Source organism: Mesorhizobium sp. IMUNJ 23232 (assembly GCF_044326205.1).
In the GTDB taxonomy this organism is placed as follows: Bacteria; Pseudomonadota; Alphaproteobacteria; order Rhizobiales; family Rhizobiaceae; genus Kumtagia.
Map to the genome: position 1 here is coordinate 38,768 of NZ_JBIRCY010000045.1, position 20,375 is coordinate 59,142.

The 20,375-nt window shown below is 63.1% G+C and carries 14 protein-coding genes, 1 tRNA gene and 1 pseudogene; 14 read left to right on the forward strand and 2 right to left on the reverse strand.

Annotation, left to right across the window (positions count from 1 at the left end):
• Position 1: 1 nt before the first annotated feature.
• The 11 genes from glgC to ACH196_RS27095 all read left to right on the forward strand — a co-directional run bounded on the left by glgC (position 2) and on the right by ACH196_RS27095 (position 14,480).
• Positions 2–1,264, forward strand: coding sequence for a glucose-1-phosphate adenylyltransferase (glgC, locus tag ACH196_RS27045; protein WP_396649957.1), 1,263 nt, complete (start codon positions 2–4; stop codon positions 1,262–1,264).
• A 115-nt stretch (positions 1,265–1,379) separates the two neighbouring features.
• Entirely contained in the window at positions 1,380–2,825 is a 1,446-nt protein-coding gene (glgA, locus tag ACH196_RS27050) for a glycogen synthase GlgA (protein WP_396649958.1), read from the forward strand.
• Between the two features lie 3 nt (positions 2,826–2,828).
• A complete protein-coding gene (locus ACH196_RS27055; protein WP_396649959.1) occupies positions 2,829–4,451 on the forward strand; it encodes an alpha-D-glucose phosphate-specific phosphoglucomutase in 1,623 nt (540 codons plus the stop codon).
• Positions 4,451–6,445 carry a glycogen debranching protein GlgX gene (gene glgX, locus ACH196_RS27060; RefSeq protein ID WP_396649960.1) on the forward strand — a complete coding sequence of 665 codons (1,995 nt, stop codon included), beginning with the start codon at positions 4,451–4,453 and terminating at the stop codon, positions 6,443–6,445. Before ACH196_RS27055 ends, glgX begins: the two co-directional genes overlap by 1 nt.
• Positions 6,442–8,067 (forward strand): alpha-glucosidase family protein, encoded by a 1,626-nt coding sequence (locus ACH196_RS27065; protein ID WP_396649961.1) that lies wholly within the window; start codon positions 6,442–6,444, stop codon positions 8,065–8,067. The genes glgX and ACH196_RS27065 overlap by 4 nt, the downstream gene beginning before the upstream one ends.
• Positions 8,068–8,312: 245 nt before the next feature.
• The gene (locus ACH196_RS27070) at positions 8,313–9,911 is read left to right on the forward strand and encodes a peptide ABC transporter substrate-binding protein (RefSeq protein ID WP_396649962.1); all 1,599 of its coding nucleotides are present in this window, start codon (positions 8,313–8,315) and stop codon (positions 9,909–9,911) included.
• A 69-nt stretch (positions 9,912–9,980) separates the two neighbouring features.
• Positions 9,981–10,904 carry an oligopeptide ABC transporter permease OppB gene (oppB, locus tag ACH196_RS27075; protein ID WP_396649963.1) on the forward strand — a complete coding sequence of 308 codons (924 nt, stop codon included), beginning with the start codon at positions 9,981–9,983 and terminating at the stop codon, positions 10,902–10,904.
• 7 nt (positions 10,905–10,911) lie between these two features.
• Positions 10,912–12,015, forward strand: a complete 1,104-nt coding sequence (locus tag ACH196_RS27080) for an ABC transporter permease (protein ID WP_396649964.1) — start codon at positions 10,912–10,914, stop codon at positions 12,013–12,015.
• 2 nt (positions 12,016–12,017) lie between these two features.
• Positions 12,018–13,637 carry an ABC transporter ATP-binding protein gene (locus ACH196_RS27085; protein ID WP_396649965.1) on the forward strand — a complete coding sequence of 540 codons (1,620 nt, stop codon included), beginning with the start codon at positions 12,018–12,020 and terminating at the stop codon, positions 13,635–13,637.
• A gap of 253 nt (positions 13,638–13,890) precedes the next feature.
• The gene (locus tag ACH196_RS27090; protein ID WP_396649966.1) at positions 13,891–14,142 is read left to right on the forward strand and encodes a glycine zipper domain-containing protein; all 252 of its coding nucleotides are present in this window, start codon (positions 13,891–13,893) and stop codon (positions 14,140–14,142) included.
• Between the two features lie 116 nt (positions 14,143–14,258).
• Positions 14,259–14,480, forward strand: coding sequence for a hypothetical protein (locus tag ACH196_RS27095; protein WP_396649967.1), 222 nt, complete (start codon positions 14,259–14,261; stop codon positions 14,478–14,480).
• 33 nt (positions 14,481–14,513) lie between these two features.
• On the opposite strand, the gene ACH196_RS27100 is transcribed toward ACH196_RS27095, so the two are convergent.
• Entirely contained in the window at positions 14,514–17,267 is a 2,754-nt protein-coding gene (locus tag ACH196_RS27100; protein WP_396649968.1) for a beta strand repeat-containing protein, read from the reverse strand.
• Positions 17,268–17,519: 252 nt separating this feature from the next.
• Between ACH196_RS27100 and ACH196_RS27105 the strand changes: the two genes are divergently transcribed.
• Together ACH196_RS27105 and ACH196_RS27110 are read left to right on the forward strand one after the other, a co-directional pair.
• Complete coding sequence (locus ACH196_RS27105; RefSeq protein WP_396649969.1) at positions 17,520–18,014, forward strand: Lrp/AsnC family transcriptional regulator; 495 nt, start codon at positions 17,520–17,522, stop codon at positions 18,012–18,014.
• A gap of 157 nt (positions 18,015–18,171) precedes the next feature.
• Positions 18,172–18,423: a hypothetical protein gene (locus ACH196_RS27110; RefSeq protein ID WP_396649970.1), complete on the forward strand. Its 252-nt coding sequence runs from the start codon at positions 18,172–18,174 to the stop codon at positions 18,421–18,423.
• 174 nt (positions 18,424–18,597) lie between these two features.
• Here ACH196_RS27110 and ACH196_RS27115 read toward each other — a convergent pair.
• Positions 18,598–18,674, reverse strand: a tRNA-Pro gene (locus ACH196_RS27115).
• A gap of 1,116 nt (positions 18,675–19,790) precedes the next feature.
• Here ACH196_RS27115 and ACH196_RS27120 point away from each other — a divergent pair.
• A pseudogene (locus tag ACH196_RS27120) lies at positions 19,791–20,375 on the forward strand (hypothetical protein); the annotation flags it as partial.

The window sequence follows — 20,375 nt, forward strand, 5'->3', positions numbered from 1 at the left end:
GATGGTGGAACTCAAAAGAAACCAGCCCCTGGCGCGCGACGCCATGGCCTATGTGCTGGCGGGCGGGCGCGGCAGCCGCCTCAAGGAACTGACCGACCGGCGCGCCAAGCCGGCGGTCTATTTCGGCGGCAAGACGCGCATCATCGACTTCGCGCTGTCCAACGCGCTGAATTCCGGCATCCGCCGCCTCGCCGTCGCGACCCAATACAAGGCGCATTCGCTGATACGCCACTTGCAGCGGGGCTGGAATTTTCTGCGGCCGGAGCGCAACGAAAGTTTTGACATCCTGCCGGCCAGCCAGCGCGTTTCGGAGACGCAGTGGTACGAGGGCACGGCCGACGCGGTGTTCCAGAACATCGACATCATCGAGGCCTATGGCCCCGAATACATGGTCATCCTCGCCGGCGACCACATCTACAAGATGGACTACGAACTGATGCTGCGCCAGCATGTCGACGCCGGCGCCGACGTGACGGTCGGATGCCTGGAAGTGCCGCGTATGGAAGCGACCGGTTTCGGCGTGATGCATGTCGACGAAAAGGACAACATCGTCGCCTTCATCGAGAAGCCGGCCGACCCGCCCGGCATCCCGGACAAGCCCGACTTCGCGCTGGCGTCGATGGGCATCTATGTCTTCAAGACCAAGTTCCTGATGGACCAGTTGCGCCGCGACGCCAATGATTCCTCGTCGAGCCGGGATTTCGGCAAGGACATCATCCCCTACATTGTCGAGCACGGAAAAGCCGTGGCGCATCGCTTCACAAAATCCTGCGTGCGCTCCAGCGCCGAGAACGAGGCCTACTGGCGTGATGTGGGAACGGTGGACGCTTATTGGGAAGCCAATATCGACCTGACCGACGTGACGCCGGAACTCGACCTCTACGACCGGGATTGGCCGATCTGGACCTATGCCGAGTTGAAGCCGCCGGCGAAGTTCGTCCATGACGAGGACGGGCGGCGCGGCATGGCGGTGTCGTCGCTGGTGTCCGGCGATTGTATCATTTCCGGCGCATCGCTGAAGCGCAGCCTGATCTTCACCGGCGCGCGCATCAATTCCTACTCGACCCTCGACGAGGTGGTGATGCTTCCGGACTGCGTCGTCGGCCGCAAGTCGCGCCTGAAGCGCGCGGTGCTCGACCACGGGGTGATTATCCCTGAGGGGCTGGTCGTCGGCGAGGATGCGGAACTCGACAAGAAGCGGTTCCGCGTGTCGGAGAAGGGCATCTGCCTGATTACTCAGCCGATGATCGACAGGTTGGCCTGATGAAGTCGAGTGCCGGGGACAGTTTACTTTCTTTCCGCGGAATGGCCGAAGCGCTTCAATGTGGGCGCGGGCGGAAAAAGTAAACTGTCCCCAGTGCTTGCATTGGAGACGCTGAATGCAGGTTCTCGCCGTCACGCCGGAAATCTACCCGCTGATCAAGACCGGCGGCCTGGCCGACGTGACCGGGGCGCTGCCGATCGCGCTGGACAAGCACGGCGTGACGACGCGTACGCTGGTGCCCGGCTATCCGGTTGTGATGGCGGCCTTCAAGAAAAAGAAACCGGTCCACCAATATGCCGAGCTTCAGGGCGGCAAGGCGGCCATCCATGCGGCGAAGGTTGGCGAACTCGACCTGTTCGTCCTCGACGCGCCGCATCTCTTCGACCGCATCGGCGGGCCTTATGGCGACGCGGGAGGCAAGGACTGGCCGGACAACTGGCGGCGCTTCGCCGCGCTTAGCCAGGTCGGAGCCGACATCGCCGCAGGCGCGGTTTCAGGATATCAGCCCGACCTCGTGCATGTCCATGACTGGCAGGCGGCGCTGACGCTGGCTTATATGCGCTTCGGCAAGGCGGTCGGCGTGCCGTCCGTCATCACCGTTCACAACCTGGCCTTCCAGGGGCAATTCGGCTCCGCGATCTTTCCCGAACTCGGCCTGCCGCCGCAGGCTATGGCGCTGGACGGCGTCGAATATTACGGCGGCGTCGGCTATCTGAAGGCCGGCCTTCAATCGGCCTGGGCGATTACCACGGTGAGCCCGACCTATGCGCAGGAGATCCGGTCGCCGCAATTCGGCATGGGTCTCGACGGGCTGATCAACAGCCGCGCCGTCGACCTGCACGGCATCGTCAACGGCATCGATCCTGAAACCTGGGACCCGGCGAACGACCGCTATCTCGTGTCGCAATTTTCCCGGTCGACGCTGAAGGCGCGGGAGCTCAACCGGCGGGCGGTCGAACAGCGCTTCGGCCTCGATGCCGACAAGGACCCGCTGGTTTGCGTGATAAGCCGGCTGACCTGGCAGAAGGGCATGGACGTGTTTGCCGCCGTGGTCGACCAGATCGTGGATGCCGGCGTCAAGATCGCCGTGCTCGGCTCCGGCGATTCCGGGCTGGAGGGCGCGCTGCACGCCGCCGCCGCGCGGCATCGGGGCAGGGTAGGCGTCGTCATCGGCTATGATGAGGCGCTGTCGCACATCATGCAGGGCGGCTGCGACGCGATCGTCATCCCCTCGCGTTTCGAACCCTGCGGGCTGACCCAACTCTACGGCTTGCGCTATGGCTGCGTGCCGATGGTAGCGCGCACCGGCGGGCTTGCCGACACGATCATCGATGCCAACGAGGCGGCTGTTGCGGCAGGCGTGGCGACTGGGCTGCAATTCGCGCCGGAGAGCGGCGCAGCACTCATGCAGGCGGTGCGCCGCATGGTGGACCTGCATTCCGACCGCGCTACATGGGGCACGATCCAGAAGCAGGGAATGAAAGCCGACGTCTCCTGGCACAGGAGCGCCGCCAAATACGCCGAGCTCTACAAATCACTGATCGCAAGGAAAGCGGCCTGAGGCATGACGCGAACCGTCGAAACCACCCCCTATGCCGACCAGAAACCCGGAACCTCCGGCCTGCGCAAGAAGGTGCCGGTCTTCCAGCAGAAGAACTATGCGGAAAATTTCATCCAGTCGGTGTTTGACGCGCTGGAGGGTTTTGCCGGCAAGACGCTGGTGATCGGCGGGGACGGCCGGTTCTATAACCGCGAGGTGATCCAGAAGGCGATTGCCATGGCCGCCGCCAACGGTTTTGGCAAGGTGATCGTCGGCCAGGGCGGCATCCTGTCGACACCGGCCGCCTCCAACATCATCCGCAAATACAAGGCGTTCGGCGGGCTCATCCTGTCCGCCAGCCACAACCCCGGCGGACCGCACGAGGATTTCGGCATAAAATACAATATCGGCAATGGTGGGCCGGCGCCGGAGAAGATCACCGATGCGATCTTCGCGCGCACCCGCGCGATTTCGAGCTACAAGATCGCCGATATCGGCGCGGTCGACATCGACACGGTGAAGACTTTCGATGCAGCCGGCATGACTGTCGAGGTCATCGATCCGGTCAAGGACTATGCCGAACTGATGGAGACGCTGTTCGATTTCGACGCGATCCGCGCCATGTTCAAGGGCGGCTTCCGCATGCGCTTCGACGCCATGCATGCCGTGACCGGTCCCTACGCCAAGGAAATCCTCGAAAACCGGCTGGGAGCGGCGAACGGCACGGCGCGGAACTTCAAGCCTCTGGAGGATTTTGGCGGGCAACATCCCGACCCGAACCTCGTTCATGCGAAACATCTCTATGACGAGATGATGGGGCCGAACGCGCCGGATTTTGGCGCCGCCTCCGACGGCGACGGCGACCGCAACCTGATCATCGCCAAGGGCATCTTCATCCCGCCGTCGGACTCGCTGGCGATGCTGGCGGCCAACGCGCATCTGGCGCCGGGCTACAAAGCCGGCTTGAAGGGCATCGCCCGTTCCATGCCGACCAGCGGCGCCGCGGACCGGGTTGCAGCAAAGCTCGGCGTCGGCATGTATGAAACGCCGACCGGCTGGAAGTTCTTCGGCAATCTGCTCGACGCCGGCATGGCGACGATCTGCGGCGAGGAAAGCGCCGGCACGGGCTCCGACCATGTGCGCGAGAAGGACGGGCTTTGGGCGGTGCTGCTGTGGCTGAACATCCTGGCCGTGCGCAAGGAGAGCGCCAAGGCGATCGCCGAAAAACACTGGGCGACCTATGGCCGCAACTATTATTCGCGCCACGACTACGAAGAAGTGGATTCGAATGCCGCCAATCAGCTTGTGCTGGAACTGCGGGCCAAGCTCGACGCGCTGCCGGGTACGAAGCTGCGCGGGCTGACGATCGAGAAAGCCGACGATTTCGCCTATCACGACCCGGTCGACGGCTCGATCAGCGAGCATCAAGGCATCCGCGTCCTGTTCGAGGGTGGCTCACGCTTCGTCATCCGGCTTTCCGGCACCGGCACCTCCGGCGCGACACTGCGGCTTTATGTCGAGCGCTACGAGCAGTCGCGGCTCGATCTCGATACGCAGGAAGCGCTTGCCGATCTCCTCGCCGCCGCCGATGATATCGCCGGAATCCGCAGCCACACCGGCAGGAACAAGCCGAGCGTTATCACCTGATGGATCAAAAATCCTCCGTTTTGGCGGAGCCGAGATTTGGAGCGCGCCCGACCCGAGCGGGTGTAGATTTTTCCGTCTGGTCCGCCTCGGCTGAGCGTATCTGGCTCTGCCTTTTCGATGGCGATTCTGAAACCGGCCGCATCGAGTTGCGGGCAGGGCAGGGCGGCGTGTTTTCGGCGACGGTTCCCGGCTTGCCCGCCGGCGCGCGCTATGGCTTTCGCGCTGAAGGTCCCTACGCGCCCGATCAAGGCCTCTGGTTCGATCCCGACAAGCTGTTGATGGACCCATACGCGGTCGCGATCGACCGGCCCTATGCCTACGACATGCGGCTGGCGCTGAAGCGCGGGGCGGGCGGCGACACGGCGGCGCTCATGCCGAAGGCGGTCGTCACCGCCCTGCCGGAGCCGGTGAAGGCCGAGCCGCCGCTGTTTTCGCCGGGAGGACTGATCTACGAGGTCCAGGTTCGGGCCTTCTCGAAACTGCATCCGGATGTGCCGGAGAAACTGCGAGGGACAATCGCCGCGCTCGCGCATCCGGCTGTCATCGACCATCTCCTCAGGCTGAATGTGTCGGCAGTCGAACTGATGCCAGTGACCGCATGGATCGACGAGCGCCACCTCGGACCGCTCGGCCTGACCAATGCCTGGGGCTACAACCCCGTCTCCTTCATGGCGCTCGATCCGCGCATCGCGCCGGGCGGAATTGCGGAATTGCGGGAGACGGTGGCGGCGCTACGCAAAGCCGGCATCGGCGTCATCCTCGATCTGGTTTTCAATCATACCGGCGAGAGCGACGAATTCGGGCCGACGCTGTCGCTGCGCGGGCTCGATAACCAAACCTATTACCGCTACGCGCCGGATGACCCCGGAAAGCTCGTCAACGATACGGGCACCGGGAACACGCTCGCCTGCGACCGTCCGGTGGTGCGGGAACTTGTGCTGGATTCGCTGCGGCACTTCGTTCGCTATGCCGGCGTCGACGGGTTCCGCTTCGACCTCGCGCCCATCCTTGGACGCAACGATGATGGCTTCAACCCCGACGCCCCCCTTCTCAGGGCGATGCGTGAGGATGCTATTCTCAACGATCGCGTGATGATCGCCGAGCCTTGGGACATCGGCCCGGACGGCTATCAGCTCGGCAATTTCCCTGCGCCATTCCTCGAATGGAACGACCGGTTCCGCGATGACATCAGGCGCTTCTGGCGGCGCGACCGCGGCATGGTCGGCACGCTGGCGACACGGCTGGCCGGTTCGTCCGACGTGTTCAAAGGCGTCGCAACCCGAACCGTGAATTTCCTCGCCGCGCATGACGGGTTTTCGCTCGCCGACCTCGTCGCCTACGAGCGCAAGCACAACGAGGCCAATGGCGAGATGAATCGCGACGGCCACAACGAGAATTTCTCCTGGAACAACGGCATCGAGGGTGAGACGGCCGATGCCGCAATCCTCGCCGAGCGCCGCCGCGACTTGAAGGCGCTGCTGGCCACGCTGTTCTTCTCGCGCGGCACGATCATGCTGACCGCCGGTGACGAGTTCGGCCGCTCGCAGCAGGGCAACAACAATGCCTACGCGCAGGACAATCCGATCTCCTGGCTCGACTGGCGCAACCGCGATAAAGTGCTCGAGGAGTTCGCGTTCACGCTTGCCGCGATCCGCAGAGAATTGCCGACGTTGCGCGATTGCACGTTCCTGACCGGCCGAGCGAACGAGGCCGGATTGCCTGACGTCGAATGGCTTACCGAGGTCGGCAGGCCGATGGCCGAGCAGGACTGGAATGATGGCGGCCGCAGCGGGCTGACGATGGTCCTTGCCGCTGAGGACGGTTCGCGCATCGCCATCGTCATCAACGGCGACCGCCGCGCGACTGCGATTGTGCTGCCGGACCGCGCCGGCTTCCGTTGGACAAACCTTACCGGCGAGCAGCGATCCGATCCTGCCGGCCCGCTGGTGATAGCCGGCCGAACATGCGCCTGTTTCGTGGAGAAAGCCGAATGAATGAATCGTCCGACTGGTGGCGCGGCTGCGCGATCTACCAAGTCTATCCGCGCTCCTACCAGGACACGACCGGCGACGGCAGCGGCGATCTGAAGGGCATCACGCGCCGCCTCGGCCACATTGCCTCGCTCGGCGTCGATGCGGTGTGGCTGTCGCCATTCTTCAAGTCGCCCATGGCCGACATGGGCTACGACGTTTCGGATTATTGCGCGGTCGACCCGATGTTTGGCACACTCGACGATTTCGACGCCATGATTGCCGAGGCGCACCGGCTGGGGCTCAGGATCATCATCGACCAGGTGCTGTCGCATTCGTCCGACCGCCATCCGTGGTTTGTCGAGAGCCGGGCAAGCCGCAAGAACCCGAAGGCCGACTGGTATGTCTGGGCCGATCCAAAGCCCGACGGCTCGGCGCCCAACAACTGGCTGTCCATCTTCGGCGGGCCGGCCTGGGAATGGGATTCGGTGCGCAAGCAATATTTTTTGCACAATTTCCTCACCTCGCAACCCGATCTCAACTTCCACAATCCGCAGGTGCAGGACGCGCTGCTGGCGGCGGTAAAATTCTGGCTGGATCGCGGGGTGGACGGCTTCCGGCTGGATACGGTGAATTTCTACGTCCACGACGAAAAACTGCGCGACAACCCGCCGCTGCGCATGAGCAAGGCCGCGAAGGCGGTGCAGACCAATCCCTACGAATACCAGAACCACCTGCACGACAAGACGCAGCCGGAAAACCTCCTTTTCCTCAAGCGGTTCCGGGCGCTGCTGAATAAATACGACAACCGCGCCTCGGTGGGCGAGGTGGGCGACGGCCAGCGGTCGTTGAAAACGGTCGCGGCCTATACGTCGGGCGGCGACAAGCTCAACATGTCCTACACATTCGACATGCTCGGCCCGGATTTCTCCGCTGCGCATGTCAAAAAATGCATCACTGCATTCGAGACGTCGGTGACCGACGGCTGGATCTGCTGGGCGTTTTCCAACCACGATGTGATCCGCCACGTCACCCGCTGGACCAGGCCGGGCGCCTCGCCGGCGGCCACGGCAAAATACGCAATCGCCTTGCTCGCCTGCCTGCGTGGCTCGATCTGCATCTATCAGGGCGAGGAACTCGGGCTGGAAGAGGCGGACCTTGCCTTCGAGGATCTGGTCGATCCCTATGGCATCCGCTTCTGGCCGGGCTTCAAGGGACGCGACGGCTGCCGCACGCCGATGCCGTGGCAGCACGATGCCCCTGCCGCCGGCTTTTCCACAGGCAAGCCCTGGCTGCCGGTGCCGGACACGCACCGCAGCCTGGCGGTTGATCAACAGGACCACGCCGCCGATTCCGTGCTTGCGCGCTACCGCCAGGTGCTGGCGTTCCGCAAGGGCGAGCAGCCGTTGGTGAAGGGCTCGATCGAGCTGCTGGCCTCGCCCGAGGATGTGCTGCTGTTCACGCGCGAGGCGGGCAATGAAAAACTGCTCTGCGCCTTCAATTTCTCGGACGAAACCCTCGAAGCCGAACTCCCGGGCGATGCGGTCGGAGCGACGGCGATCGGCTTCCCGGGCGCCGACGGAGCTTTGAACGGAAAGAGCCTCCGCCTGCCGCCCATGGGAGTCTTTCTTGGCCGCATGGCATGAATGGTGCCGCATACCCGGATACGATCCCCGGTTGCAGGAGGGTCGGGGCCGCCGGCGAATAGCCGTCAGCATCTACCTTCCTCTGGGTTATCCACGCAGCAGTTGAAATAGCCTTCGCCGGTGCTAGTGTCGGCGCACGGAGCGGCCACGGGCAATCCGGGCTGCATTCACCGTGCCGGCGTCGTCCGGCACAAAAAGGCGCATGTCGCGGCTGAGGGGCTGCGGCCAAGTGGGAGATCAGACAAATGAAGATGCGAAACCTGTTGAAGGCGACGGTATTTACCGTGAGCCTGACGGCTGCTGGCGGGATGATGCTCGCGCCGGCCTTTGCCGAAGTGGTCTACAATCGCGGCAGCGCGGCGGAACCGGAATCGGTCGACCCGCACAAGACCTCGACGGTCTATGAAGCGCATGTGCTGCGCGACCTGTTCATGGGTCTCGTCATGCAGGACGCCAAGGCGGCGTTGATCCCTGGTGCGGCCGAAAGCTGGACCGTATCGGATGACGGCAAGACCTACACGTTCAAGCTGCGTGCCGGCGCGACCTGGTCGGACGGCAGCCCGGTAACCGCCGAGGACTTCGTCTATTCGTTCCGCCGCCTCGAGGATCCGGCGACCGGCGCCGAATACGCATCGATGCTCTATCCGATCGTCAATGCCGAGGAAGTCAACACCGGCAAGGCGAAGCCGGAAGACATGGGCGTGAAGGCGGTCGACGCCAACACGCTGGAGGTGACGCTGAAGGCGCCGACACCGTATTTCCTGGAAATGCTGACGCACCAGGCCGCCTATCCCGTCAACAAGGCAGCGATCGAAAAAGATCCCACCGACTGGATCAAGCCGGGCAAGCTGGTCTCCAACGGCGCCTTCACGCTCGCCGAATGGGTGCCGAACGACCATATCAAGATGGTCAAGAACCCGAAATTCTATGACGCCGCCAATATCAAGATCGACGTCGTCAACTTCGTCCCGACCGAGGACCGCTCCTCCGCGATGAAGCGTTACGAGGCTGGCGAACTGGACAGCTATGACGACCTGCCCACCGAACAGTTGGCCGATCTGAAGGCCAAGTTCGGCGACCAAGTCCGCGTCGCGCCCTATCTCGGCAGCTACTACTACGCCATCAAGACCGACAAGGCTCCCTGGGACAATGTCGAGCTGCGCAACGCGATCTCGGAAGCGATCGACCGCGACTTCCTCGCCGAGAAGGTCTGGAACAATTCGATGTCCCCCGGCTACTCGATGGTTCCGCCCGGCACCGTTGGTTATACGGCGGCGATAGCGACCTATGCCGACAAGTCGCAGATCGACCGCGAGGACGAAGCCAAGGCGGTTCTGGAAAAGCTGGGCTACGGTCCCGACAAGCCGCTGAAGATGGAAATCCGCTACAATACGTCGGAGAACCACAAGAACACGGCCGTTGCCATCCAGGAGCAGTTGAAGCCCCTTGGCATCGAAGTCTCGCTGCTCAACACCGACACCAAGACGCACTACGCTTTCCTGGAGCAGAAGGGCGACTATGACGTGGCCCGCATCGGCTGGATTGCCGATTATCAGGATCCGGAGACTTTCCTGGGTACGCTGAGGAAGGCAAGCGGCAACAACTACTCAAACTACAACAGCCCGAAGTTCGAGGAGTTGATGGACAAGGCGGCGGCCGCCGGCGGCAATCCTGAAGAGCGCATGAAGCTCCTGGGTGAAGCCGAGCGGGAAGTCGTCAACGACGTCGCCATCATCCCGCTGCTCTATTACAACTTCCACAACATCGTCTCGCCGAAGCTGGCCGGCTTCGACGACAATATCATGGACGTCCATCCGTCGCGCTTTATCAGCAAGACTGAATAAGACTGTCCGCAAAATTGCCGCTCCACGCGCGTGGAGCGGCTCGCGGGCTGTTAACGAGGTCTTGCCCTCATGCTGATCTATGTCATCAGGCGCCTTCTCACGGCCATACCCACGCTGTTTGTCATCGTAACGCTGGCGTTCTTCCTGATCCGGGTAGCGCCCGGCGGACCGTTCAACCAGGAGCGCGGGCTAAGCCCTGAGATCAGGGCGAATCTGGAGGCGCAGTTCGGGTTGAACGACCCGCTCTGGCTTCAATATTTCAATTATCTCAAGAACTTGCTGCACGGCAATTTCGGCCCGAGCTACAATCTCCCGGATTTTACCGTGGGCGAGCTCTTCGCCAACGGCCTGCCGATCTCGATCCAGCTTGGCGCGTCAGCACTTGTCCTTGCTCTTCTCGTGGGCTCGACGCTGGGTATCGTTGCGGCTTTGAACCAGAACAGGACGGCGGACTATGCGGTCATTGCCACCGCGACGGCCGGCAGCACCATTCCGACCTTCGTGATCGCGCCGGTGATCCAGCTTCTGTTCGGCCTGACTTGGCACCTTCTGCCCATCGGCGGCTGGGGTGGCGGCGCGCTGCTGAACAAGATCGGCCCGGTTCTGACACTGGCCTTGCCGCAGATTGCGATCGTGGCGCGGCTGATGCGCGGCTCTATGATCGAATCGCTGCGCTCCCACCATATCCGCACGGCACGCGCGCTCGGCCTGTCGGAGTGGTCGGTGGTGGTGCGGCACGCGCTGCGCGGCGCTCTGCTGCCGATCGTCTCGTATGCCGGACCCGCGGCGGCCGCCCTTCTCACCGGCTCCATCATCGTCGAGACCATCTTCGCGGTTCCGGGCGTCGGACGCTACTTCGTCGACGCGGCGCTCAACCGCGACTACACGCTGGTGATGGGAACGGTCGTGGTGATCGCGATCTTCACAATTCTGTTCAACCTCATCGTCGACATTCTCTACGCCGTGGTCGATCCCCGGGTGCGCTATGACTGAGGCGGTGATGGAACATGCCGTTGCCGGCCGTTCCTTCTGGGGCGACGCCTGGGCGCGGCTTAAGGCCAATCGGGCGGCCATGGTCAGCCTGATCTATCTCGGCCTGATGGCCGTCGTCTGCATCGCCGGTCCCTGGTTCGTGCCGCACCAATACACGACGATCTACGGCGACTATGTACGCACGCCGCCCAGCCTCACGTCCTACCCAAAGGCCGACATGATCGAGACGGCGCTGACCGAGGTGTTGAAGCGCATGCGCGTCGATCTCAAGGAATGGCATCAGGAGGGCGAGCGCATCTTCGTGACGGTCACTTCCTCGCGCGAAATCGACGACCGCAACACTCGCTACATCGACCGTTCCGATACGTTCGACGACGCCAAGGTTGAGGACAAGTCCGCCGACGGCCTGACGATGACCATGAGTGCGGCGATCAAGCAGCAATATTTCCTGTTCGGCACCGACAATACCGGCCGCGACCTGCTGTCCCGGACGCTGATGGCGGGGCGCGTCTCGCTGGCGATCGGGCTTCTGGCCGGCGTCGTGGCGGTGGTGATCGGCGTGCTCTATGGCGCGACGGCGGGTTTCCTCGGCGGCCGTACCGACGAAGTGATGATGCGCATCGTCGACGTGCTTTACTCACTGCCCTTCATCTTCTTCGTCATCATGCTGGTGGTGTTCTTCGGCCGAAACTTCGTGCTGATGTTCTTGGCGGTCGGCGCGGTGCTGTGGCTGGACATGGCCCGCATCGTGCGCGGCCAGGCGCTGTCGATCCGGCGGCAGGAATATGTGCAGGCGGCCGAAGCTCTCGGCGTATCGCGCACCGGCATATTGATCCGCCACATCGTACCGAACCTGCTTGGCGTCGTCGTCATCTACATGACGCTGCTGGTGCCGCAGGTGATCATCCTCGAGAGCTTCCTGTCGTTCCTCGGGCTCGGCGTGCAGGAGCCGATGACCAGTTGGGGCGTGCTGATCTCGGTCGGAGCCAAGAACATCGGCACCGCGAACTGGCTGCTGCTGTTTCCGGCGGTGTTCCTCGTCTCCACCCTGTTCGCCTTGAATTTCGTCGGCGACGGGCTGCGCGATGCGCTCGATCCGAAGGACCGCTGACCATGGCGGAAGAAAATCCGATCCTCGCCGTCAAGGACCTGCGCGTCCGGTTTCGCACGCTCGACGGCACGGTAGATGCGGTCAAGGGCATCAACCTTCACGTCAAGGCCGGCGAGACCGTGGCGATCGTCGGTGAGTCCGGCTCGGGCAAGAGCCAGACCATGATGGCGGCGATGAGCCTGCTGGCGTCGAACGGCAGCGCCACCGGAGCGGTGGAATATCGCGGCCGCAACCTGCTTGGGCTTTCCAAGAGCGAGCTGAACAAGGTCCGCGGCTCGAAGATCAGCATGATCTTCCAGGAGCCGATGACCTCGCTTGACCCGCTCTATACGATCGGCAGCCAGTTGATGGAACCGATCAGGCGGCATCGCGGGCTCAACGCGGAGCAAGCGCGGGCCGAGGCCTTGCGCCTGCTGGAACTCGTCCGTATTCCGGAGCCGCAGCGCCGCTTCAAATCCTATCCCTACGAGATGTCCGGCGGTCAGCGGCAGCGCGTCATGATCGCCATGGCGCTTGCCAACGATCCCGACATCCTGATTGCCGACGAGCCGACGACCGCGCTCGACGTCACGGTCCAGGCGCAGATACTGAGGCTGCTGGCCGAGCTTCAGCGCAAGTTCGGCATGGCCATCGTCTTCATCACCCACGACCTCGGCATCGTCCGCCGGCTGGCCGACCGGGTCTATGTCATGCGCTACGGCGAGGTAGTGGAGGAGGGGGCTACTACTGCGATCTTCTCCGCGCCGAAGCACGACTATACGAAAATGCTGCTCGCCGCCGAGCCGACGGGACACAAGGCGCCGCCGCCTGCCGGAGCGCCGATCATCCTGGAAGGACGCAACGTCGAGGTCACGTTCCGGATCGGCGGCGGGTTTCTTGCCGGGGACCCGATGGTCCTGCGCGCTGTCGACAAGATATCCCTCGCCTTGCGGCAGCAGCAGACGATCGGCATCGTCGGCGAATCAGGGTCGGGCAAGTCGACGCTCGGCCGCGCGCTGCTGCGCCTGCTGCCGAGCGAGGGTATCATCCGGTTCGGCATGAAGGACATCGGCAAGGCGGACCGCGAGGCGATGCAGCCGTTGCGGCGCGAGTTGCAACTCGTATTCCAGGATCCGTTCGGGTCGCTCTCGCCGCGCATGACGGTCGGCCAGATCGTCACCGAAGGCCTGCTCGTGCATGAGCCCGGCCTTTCCAGGGCCGAGCGCGACCGGCGCGCCATCGAGGCGCTACGCGAGGTCGGTCTCGATCCCGCCATGCGCAACCGCTATCCGCACGAATTTTCGGGCGGCCAGCGCCAGCGTATCGCAATCGCCCGCGCCATGATTTTGAAACCCAAGGTGGTCGTCCTCGACGAGCCGACATCCGCCCTCGACCGGTCGGTCCAGAAGCAGATCGTCGAACTGCTGCGCGATCTCCAGCAGGCCCACGAACTCTCCTATTTGTTCATCAGCCACGACCTTTCGGTCGTGCGCGCCATGGCCGACTACATCATCGTCATGAAGGACGGCAGGATCGTCGAGCAGGGTGAAACCGAGGCGATCTTCGACCGTCCGCATGAGGATTACACCCGCACCCTGATGGCAGCCGCTGTCGACGAGACAAGGTTCCGCGCGGCGGGCTAGGTCTTTGATTCGGCTGGTCTTTAAAGAAAATGAGACCCGGCATTGGGGCAAGAGGCCGGGTCCCTAAGGCATATCCATCTGGAATGGTTGAAGCTTACAAACGCTATGTAACCGCTACATGCCGCGCGCCTTGCGATTGTAACGGAAGGACGGTTAGCCAAGATTCATGACGCTCCTTGCGGCGATGCCGAGGGAACGTTACGCTTTGCCGGACGTTACGAAACACGTCGAAGCGAGAGAGGGATTTCCACCCATGAAGAAGATTTTGATCGTCCTGGCAGTCGCGGCTGGCGTGGCTGGCTGCACAAATACCGAAAAGGGCGCAGTGATCGGCGGTGCGAGCGGTGCGCTTATCGGTGGTCTGGCCAGCGGCGACGCCGGCGGCGCGGTCCTTGGCGGCATCGCTGGTACGGCGGTGGGCGCGCTGATCGGCAACGTGGCCGACCAGCCGGGCAAGTGCTACTATCGCGGCCGCGATGGGCGTCGCTACATCGCCCGTTGCTGATCTCGGCAATCCATCGAATCTGAATACGCCCGCGCTCAAAGCGCGGGCGTTGTCTTTTTTCGGCCTGCAACTCCTTCCAGGGCGCCGCGTTTCGCTCTCAAACGTGGAGAAGTGTCATGACCGAATATGCGCGTCCGCCAAGACTGACGCCTGACGGAAAACCGCAGGAGGAGCGCCGCACCGGCGACGAGACCGACCGCAGCTCGGTTGATGAGGCGCAGGATCCCGGGATTGCCGGCGATGCCGGAGAGGGAACCTACGCCAACACCGACGAGGCGGTCCCGGATGAAGACGGCCTCGTTCGGCGAGGGGACCAGCGAGACCGTCCGTTGATCTGAGACCGTGCTCATCGGAGCTATTCCCGAAGTCGTTCAGATCACTTCGAAATCCGCATTGGTGAGCGAAAGCCCGGCCGCAACGGTCGCGAAGTGGATGCCGGCTCCCGCGCCATTGCCGTCGGCGTCATAAAACAGCTTTCCTGTGTCGGTTTCGTAGACGATACGATCGTCCGCGTCGGCCGCGACACCGGTCGCATTGGCGCGGAACGCGCCCGCCGCGACCGCCCCCGGTCCTCCAACGGCCGCGAAGACGGCGTCGTCGAGTTGGATCGTATCCGCGGCCACGCTGAAGTCGGTGATCTCGTCGACATTTGCCGCGCCCAGCGCCGTCGAGAACACGAAGAAGTCCATGCCGCTGAGACCCGTCAGCGTGTCCGACCCCTCCTTGCCGTCGAGGATGTTGGAGCCGGCATTGCCGATCACCGTTTGAGCGATCTCGTTGCCGGTCAGGTCTATCCCCGACGCCCCGGCGCCGTTGGTGGTGGCGAGATGCTCGACATGGACGCCCGCTCCGAGCCCAAAGTCGATGTTCGACAGCACCTTGTCCAGCGCCCCCTGGGTGGCGCTTTCGACGATGGTCGTGCCGACGCTGTAGACCAGATAGGTGTCGTTGCCCTCCAGTCCGCGCAGGACGTCGGCCGCGCCGCCGCCGTCCTTCAGCGTGTTCTCGCCGGCATTGCCGGCGATTTCCTGCGACAGCTTGTTGCCGGTGAGGTCGATCGCCGACACTCCCGCCGAGGAGGTTGTCGTCAGCTTCTCGATGTCGGCATCCACCGCCAGCGTGTAGCTCGCCCGCGCCATGACACGATCGGCGGCGCCTCCTCCGGCAACCTCGACGACGATGTCGCCGGCCGCGTCGACGATCAAAGTGTCGTCGTCCTGGCCGCCCTCCAGCGTGTCCGTGCCCTTGCCGCCGTCGAGCGTGTCGCTGCCGATCCCACCCTTCAGCGTATCGTTGCCGCCAAGGCCGAGGAGCTTGTCCAACCCTTCGCCGCCGTCGAGCACGTTGTCGACGCCGTCGGTGCCGGTGATCGTGTCGTCATGAGATGACCCATAGACATTCTCGATCCCATAGACCTTGTCGTTGCTGGCGCCGCCGGCATTGACGCTGCCGTCGAGATTGAGCGTTATCCCGACCGTTTCCGATTCATAGCTGATCCAGTCGATCCCATCGCCGCCGTCGAACGTGCTGCCCGTGCTCTTCGACGCAACGAGGAAATCGTCGCCGCCCTCGCCCGAAAGCACGTCGTGGCCGCCGTTTCCGACCAGCGTGTCCTTGCCGCCGCCGCCATACAGCCGGTTGTTGCCGGTGGTGCCGTACAGAATGTCGTCGCCTATCGCGGAACCGATGACCTTGAAGAACGAGTTGTAGACGATGGTGTCGCCTGCCGCGTCTCCGTATTTGGTAGTGCCACCAGCCAGGTCGATCTCGACACCGACGGTCGAGCTTTCATAGCTCAGCGTGTTGAGGCCGCTGCCGCCATCCAGCTTGTCGCCGCCGGCTCCTCCCTCCACGATATCGTCGCCGCCGCCCGCGGTAATCGTATCCTTGCCGCCGGCCCCGAAGATCTTGTCGACGAGTTCATCGCCCTTCAGCGTCTCGTCGGTGCCGTCACCGACGGTCGTGCGGGTGATTTGCATTTCGGTATAGACGACGGCGCTTCCGCTGCCGTCGACTGTAGCATCCGACGTGCTGTAGACGTGGGCAAGAACGCCGCCCGCGAGGCCCACCGCGTCGCCGCCATTTTCAATGGAGCCGCCTGCCGCGATATTGAACTCGCCCGTTATCGCGACCCCGTTTCGGTCGAATATTCTGGCGGCGATATCGCTGTTGGCGCTACCCGGCGGCTTGGTGTCCCAGGTGACGGCGATGAAGCCGTTGTCCAGCAGGGCGAGCGACGGGTTGTGCTGTGTCCCGGCGGTGACCTGGTTGATCTTGAAGGCGGCGGTGCGGGCGCTGCCGTCCTCGTTGTAGATACGCATCTTCTGGTCGAAATCGCCCGACGAATAGTCGAGATAGGCCACGGCGAAGCCGCCATCCTTCAAGCCGATGATCTGCGGGCTGTTGCCGCTGCCGCCGCCGATGTTGTCGACCAGGATCTTGCCGGTGACCGAGGAATTGCTGTCGTTGTATTTGCTGACATAGGTCTTCCATTTCTGGCCGTCATGTTCGGACCAGGCGGTCGCGAAGCCGCCATTCGTCAGCGCCGCGACCGTCGGCGCGGCGGCGGTGGTCTGCGGCAGGTCGTCGATTGCCCAGCCGCCCTTCAGCACGCCGTTGGCGTCGAAGCGGGCGAAGTCGGCGTTCTGGTCGCCGGTGGAATCGTCCGTCTCGAAGGTGATGACGAAGCCGCCGTCGCTCATTGCGGCGACGCCGCCCATCTTCGTCGTCTCGAAGCTGTCGAAGACGATCGCGTCCGGGCCGAGCGCATTGCCGCTGCTGTCGAAGACGCGGTAGCGGACCTGGTTCGCGCCGGAGCTCATATCGTTGAAGATGGTGACGAAGCCGCCGCCGGTAAGTCCTACCGTCTGGCTGCCGAACTGGTCGCCGCTGAGCGTCGAGTTGACCGGCGCGTCTTCGAACAGCGGCGTCGAATTGGAAGGATTGGTGCCGGCCTTGTAGGCCGTCATGGCCAATTGCGTGGTGCCGAAATGGTCGAACGTGGTCACCAGCGTGCCGTCCTTCAACACGGCAATCGAGGGCGAGCCCTGATTGTTGGTGGTGTAGGCGTCGCTGAGAACGACGGGGTTGAGAATCTTTCCGTAGTCGTAGGTTATGGTGGCCATGAGAGCGCCCTCCGGGCTGTCGGTTGAGCGGTATCGGCATGCCTGACGTAGCGACATGCTCGCCGCGGTTGAAGGCGCTATAGGCGCGTCATACCGGGGTTTCCAGAGATTTTCGGACATTGTGCGGTGTAGTCCGTATATTGTCCGGATAAGGACAATTTAACCCGTCATTTGTCCGCATCCGCCGATTGGCGGCTTGATTTTTGCGGCATCGCAATTGACCGTACGTCGTGGTGCGGGCAGACATAGACGATGAACGATCTGGACGAGACCGACCGGACGATCCTGAGCCTCCTCCAGGAAAACGGCCGCACGCCCTACGCCGAACTCGGCAAGGCCGTGGGCCTGGCCGTTTCCTCGGTGAACGACCGCGTCAGGAAACTCCACGAGCGAGGGGTGATAGAGGGCGTCCACGCGACACTGTCTGCGCCGGCGCTGCGCCTTGATCTGCTGGCCTTCGTGTTCGTCGGCTGGAACGATCCCGCGACCGAGGAGGTGTTCCTCAAGCGCGTCGCCAACGAGACGGCGATCCTCGAATGCCATCATGTCACCGGCGCTTGGAACTACCTGCTCAAGGTGCGAACCTATACGACGCGCGACCTGGAGGCTTTCCTGAACGCCATCGTCAAGGCCGTTCCCGGCGTGCAGCGCACCGAGACGCTGATTGCGCTTTCCTCGCCGAAGGAGACGTCCCACCTGCCGCTGACGCCGCACCAATGGGGGCGCAACGCTTCGAAGAGCGGTTGAGCCGCCGGTTTTTTGCGGTTTCGCAATCTGGTCGCCGCTGGTAGTCGTATGATTTTCGACTGCGCTTGTATTCGGAACCCCACGTGCGAAATTGCCATGTCCGATGGTGAGTGTGCGCCCGGGATCGGAAGAATGGCGATGTATTGGGGAGGCGTCGATGTGGATTAAGCTAACGAACAGGGATATCGAGCCTGTTCTGGTGAATTCTGAAAGAATTTTGTATGTGGCGCCGCGAACCGGCGGCGGTTCTACGCTCAATTTTTTCGGCGAGGCGGCTGAAAAACAGGGCGTTATTAAGCCGCGGGCCTTGGCGGTACGGGAATCCGTCGCGGAGATATCGAAAGCATTGGACGGCGAAGGAGCCGAACCTTCTTCAGCCGGACGCCGCCCGATGCGACGCGCCTCGTAGCCGGCTCAACGGTTCGACAAGGAATTCGCGGATGGAGGGGACGCGCGAACGATTTGCCACGGCGGTTGGCAGGTAGCCGGCTTGGCCGCTCGCGGCGAAGGCCCTCGGATCAAACGCGACGCCGGATACTCGTCCCGGCGGGAGCGTCCCAGGCAGGCAGAGGATTTGGAAAACTGGTCGGAGTGGCAGGATTTGAACCTGCGACCCCGTCGTCCCGAACGACGTGCGCTACCAGACTGCGCTACACTCCGCGACCAGACGCGGGCTTATAACCGCCGGCAGAGAAAGCCGCAAGCACGAAAAGGCGGGTTTTGAACACGAAACGGCATAGCTGTCGGGCAAGTCGACAAAAGGTTTTAACGATCTGAAATTCTTTCGGTTTTGACCGGTGCCGCCCCGGCTGGCTGCGGCTGGCGGGCGCCGCCGGCGCTCAAGGCAAGTTGGTGGCTTCGCCGACGGCGGCGCTGTCCGGCATCCCTCATCCCACCCCGTTTCGAAGATGGAGCCTGCCACCAGCCTGACTGCAAATCGCCGATACTGACGATTGGCCGAAACGCGAAAGCCCCTTCTTCCCCCCTGTGGAAGGTGGCCGCCCGATCAAAACCCCGCTTTCTCCGCCGTGCGGTCTGGGCCGCCACGCTGGCAAAGGCCCGCCAATGCAGCTCAATAAAATCCGCCAGCAAAAGCTCCCCTGGGGACAGTTTCCAGTTTTCCCATTTTTGATCGCCCGGGCATCCGGATCGCCGCTTTGTCGGCCTCCCTGGTCATGCTTGATTCGCAAAAATCCACGCGGCTTGCGCTCAACGCTCTGTTTCCGCTTGGCTTTACAAGCATGACATTCTTCGCGAGGCGGCGATTTTCATTCTATTTTTGGGGGACGTCCTGCTCTACATTGTTCTACCTCTCCGGAGCACGTCGCCACCGGTACGGCATGGTTCCCAGGGTCTGCGCACTCGCTTCGCTCCTGCTCCGCCCTGGGATGACGAAGCGTCGAGCGTTTCCGCTAATCGCCAACGTTGGCGATTGGCCAAAGACATCAACGTGTTCGTCGTCCTAGGGCAAGCAGGAGCGTAGCGAACTGCGCGACCCTAGGAACCATGCCGTAACCGTGACGAAGCGCTCCGGCGGTCCCGAAAACAGCAGCCTACCATACCGAAAACGGGGATGAAAAATCGCCGCCAAACGAAAAATTTTCTTGGCCACCCGCCGACAGGCACCACCAAGCCATTGTTTTTGCTGATTGCACTTTCTCTCGCCCGACACGCGAAACATCGTCGAACACGATTTTTATCCCCTTCTCATCCCCCTCCCTAAAACCTGCCTCATACTTGTCGCCGGTTCCCGCGTGGGAACGAAAGGAGACGGCATTGGACTTTGGAGACGCGAGTGTGACAATCGAGCGATACCGGCAGGCGCTGAAGCATATCCTCATGATGCTGGTCGGCATGGCCGAGATGGGCTTTGGCAGGCCGCTGTCCCTGGTGCTCGGGGAAGCCGCTGTCGCCCCGAGGCCGGGACGGGCGGGAAAGACGGGGCGGAAAAAGCCGTCTCCGGCGCTCTGCCTGCCCCGCCACCTCTACCGCGCCATTCTTCTGCTCTTGCGCCCAGCCGAATCCGCCGCCCGGCGGCTGATCATCGCGGCGGCGCAAGGCATCGTCGTGACGCTCCCGCCGTTTCGTCCGCGCAAGCCAAAACCAAAAATTTCCGACACGGTGGCCGCCATGCGCCGCCTCGGCCTCGCCGTCGCCCTGTCGCAGGAGGATTTTGCCCGCTTTGAAGCCGAGCAAAAGGCCGCCGAGCGGCGCGCCGCCAGGCCGCGTAGCTTAAACCTTTCGCTGCTCGATGCGCTGAAATATCCCTTCCGCATCCGCCGCAACTATGTTCCGGCGCATGCCGTGCCGCGCATCCGGTCGCTCGACGATGATGCGCCACGCATCCCCCTGCCGCCGCCG

Coding starts and splice junctions, on each gene's coding strand:
- ACH196_RS27080 (WP_396649964.1), top strand. CDS start 10,912: ATGGAACATGCCGTTGCCGGCCGTTCCTTCTGGGGCGACGCCTGGGCG.
- glgX (WP_396649960.1), top strand. CDS start 4,451: ATGGATCAAAAATCCTCCGTTTTGGCGGAGCCGAGATTTGGAGCGCGC.
- ACH196_RS27110 (WP_396649970.1), top strand. CDS start 18,172: ATGTGGATTAAGCTAACGAACAGGGATATCGAGCCTGTTCTGGTGAAT.
- ACH196_RS27105 (WP_396649969.1), top strand. CDS start 17,520: ATGAACGATCTGGACGAGACCGACCGGACGATCCTGAGCCTCCTCCAG.
- ACH196_RS27065 (WP_396649961.1), top strand. CDS start 6,442: ATGAATGAATCGTCCGACTGGTGGCGCGGCTGCGCGATCTACCAAGTC.
- ACH196_RS27070 (WP_396649962.1), top strand. CDS start 8,313: ATGAAGATGCGAAACCTGTTGAAGGCGACGGTATTTACCGTGAGCCTG.
- ACH196_RS27085 (WP_396649965.1), top strand. CDS start 12,018: ATGGCGGAAGAAAATCCGATCCTCGCCGTCAAGGACCTGCGCGTCCGG.
- glgC (WP_396649957.1), top strand. CDS start 2: ATGGTGGAACTCAAAAGAAACCAGCCCCTGGCGCGCGACGCCATGGCC.
- ACH196_RS27100 (WP_396649968.1), bottom strand. CDS start 17,267: ATGGCCACCATAACCTACGACTACGGAAAGATTCTCAACCCCGTCGTT.
- ACH196_RS27055 (WP_396649959.1), top strand. CDS start 2,829: ATGACGCGAACCGTCGAAACCACCCCCTATGCCGACCAGAAACCCGGA.
- ACH196_RS27090 (WP_396649966.1), top strand. CDS start 13,891: ATGAAGAAGATTTTGATCGTCCTGGCAGTCGCGGCTGGCGTGGCTGGC.
- oppB (WP_396649963.1), top strand. CDS start 9,981: ATGCTGATCTATGTCATCAGGCGCCTTCTCACGGCCATACCCACGCTG.
- glgA (WP_396649958.1), top strand. CDS start 1,380: ATGCAGGTTCTCGCCGTCACGCCGGAAATCTACCCGCTGATCAAGACC.
- ACH196_RS27095 (WP_396649967.1), top strand. CDS start 14,259: ATGACCGAATATGCGCGTCCGCCAAGACTGACGCCTGACGGAAAACCG.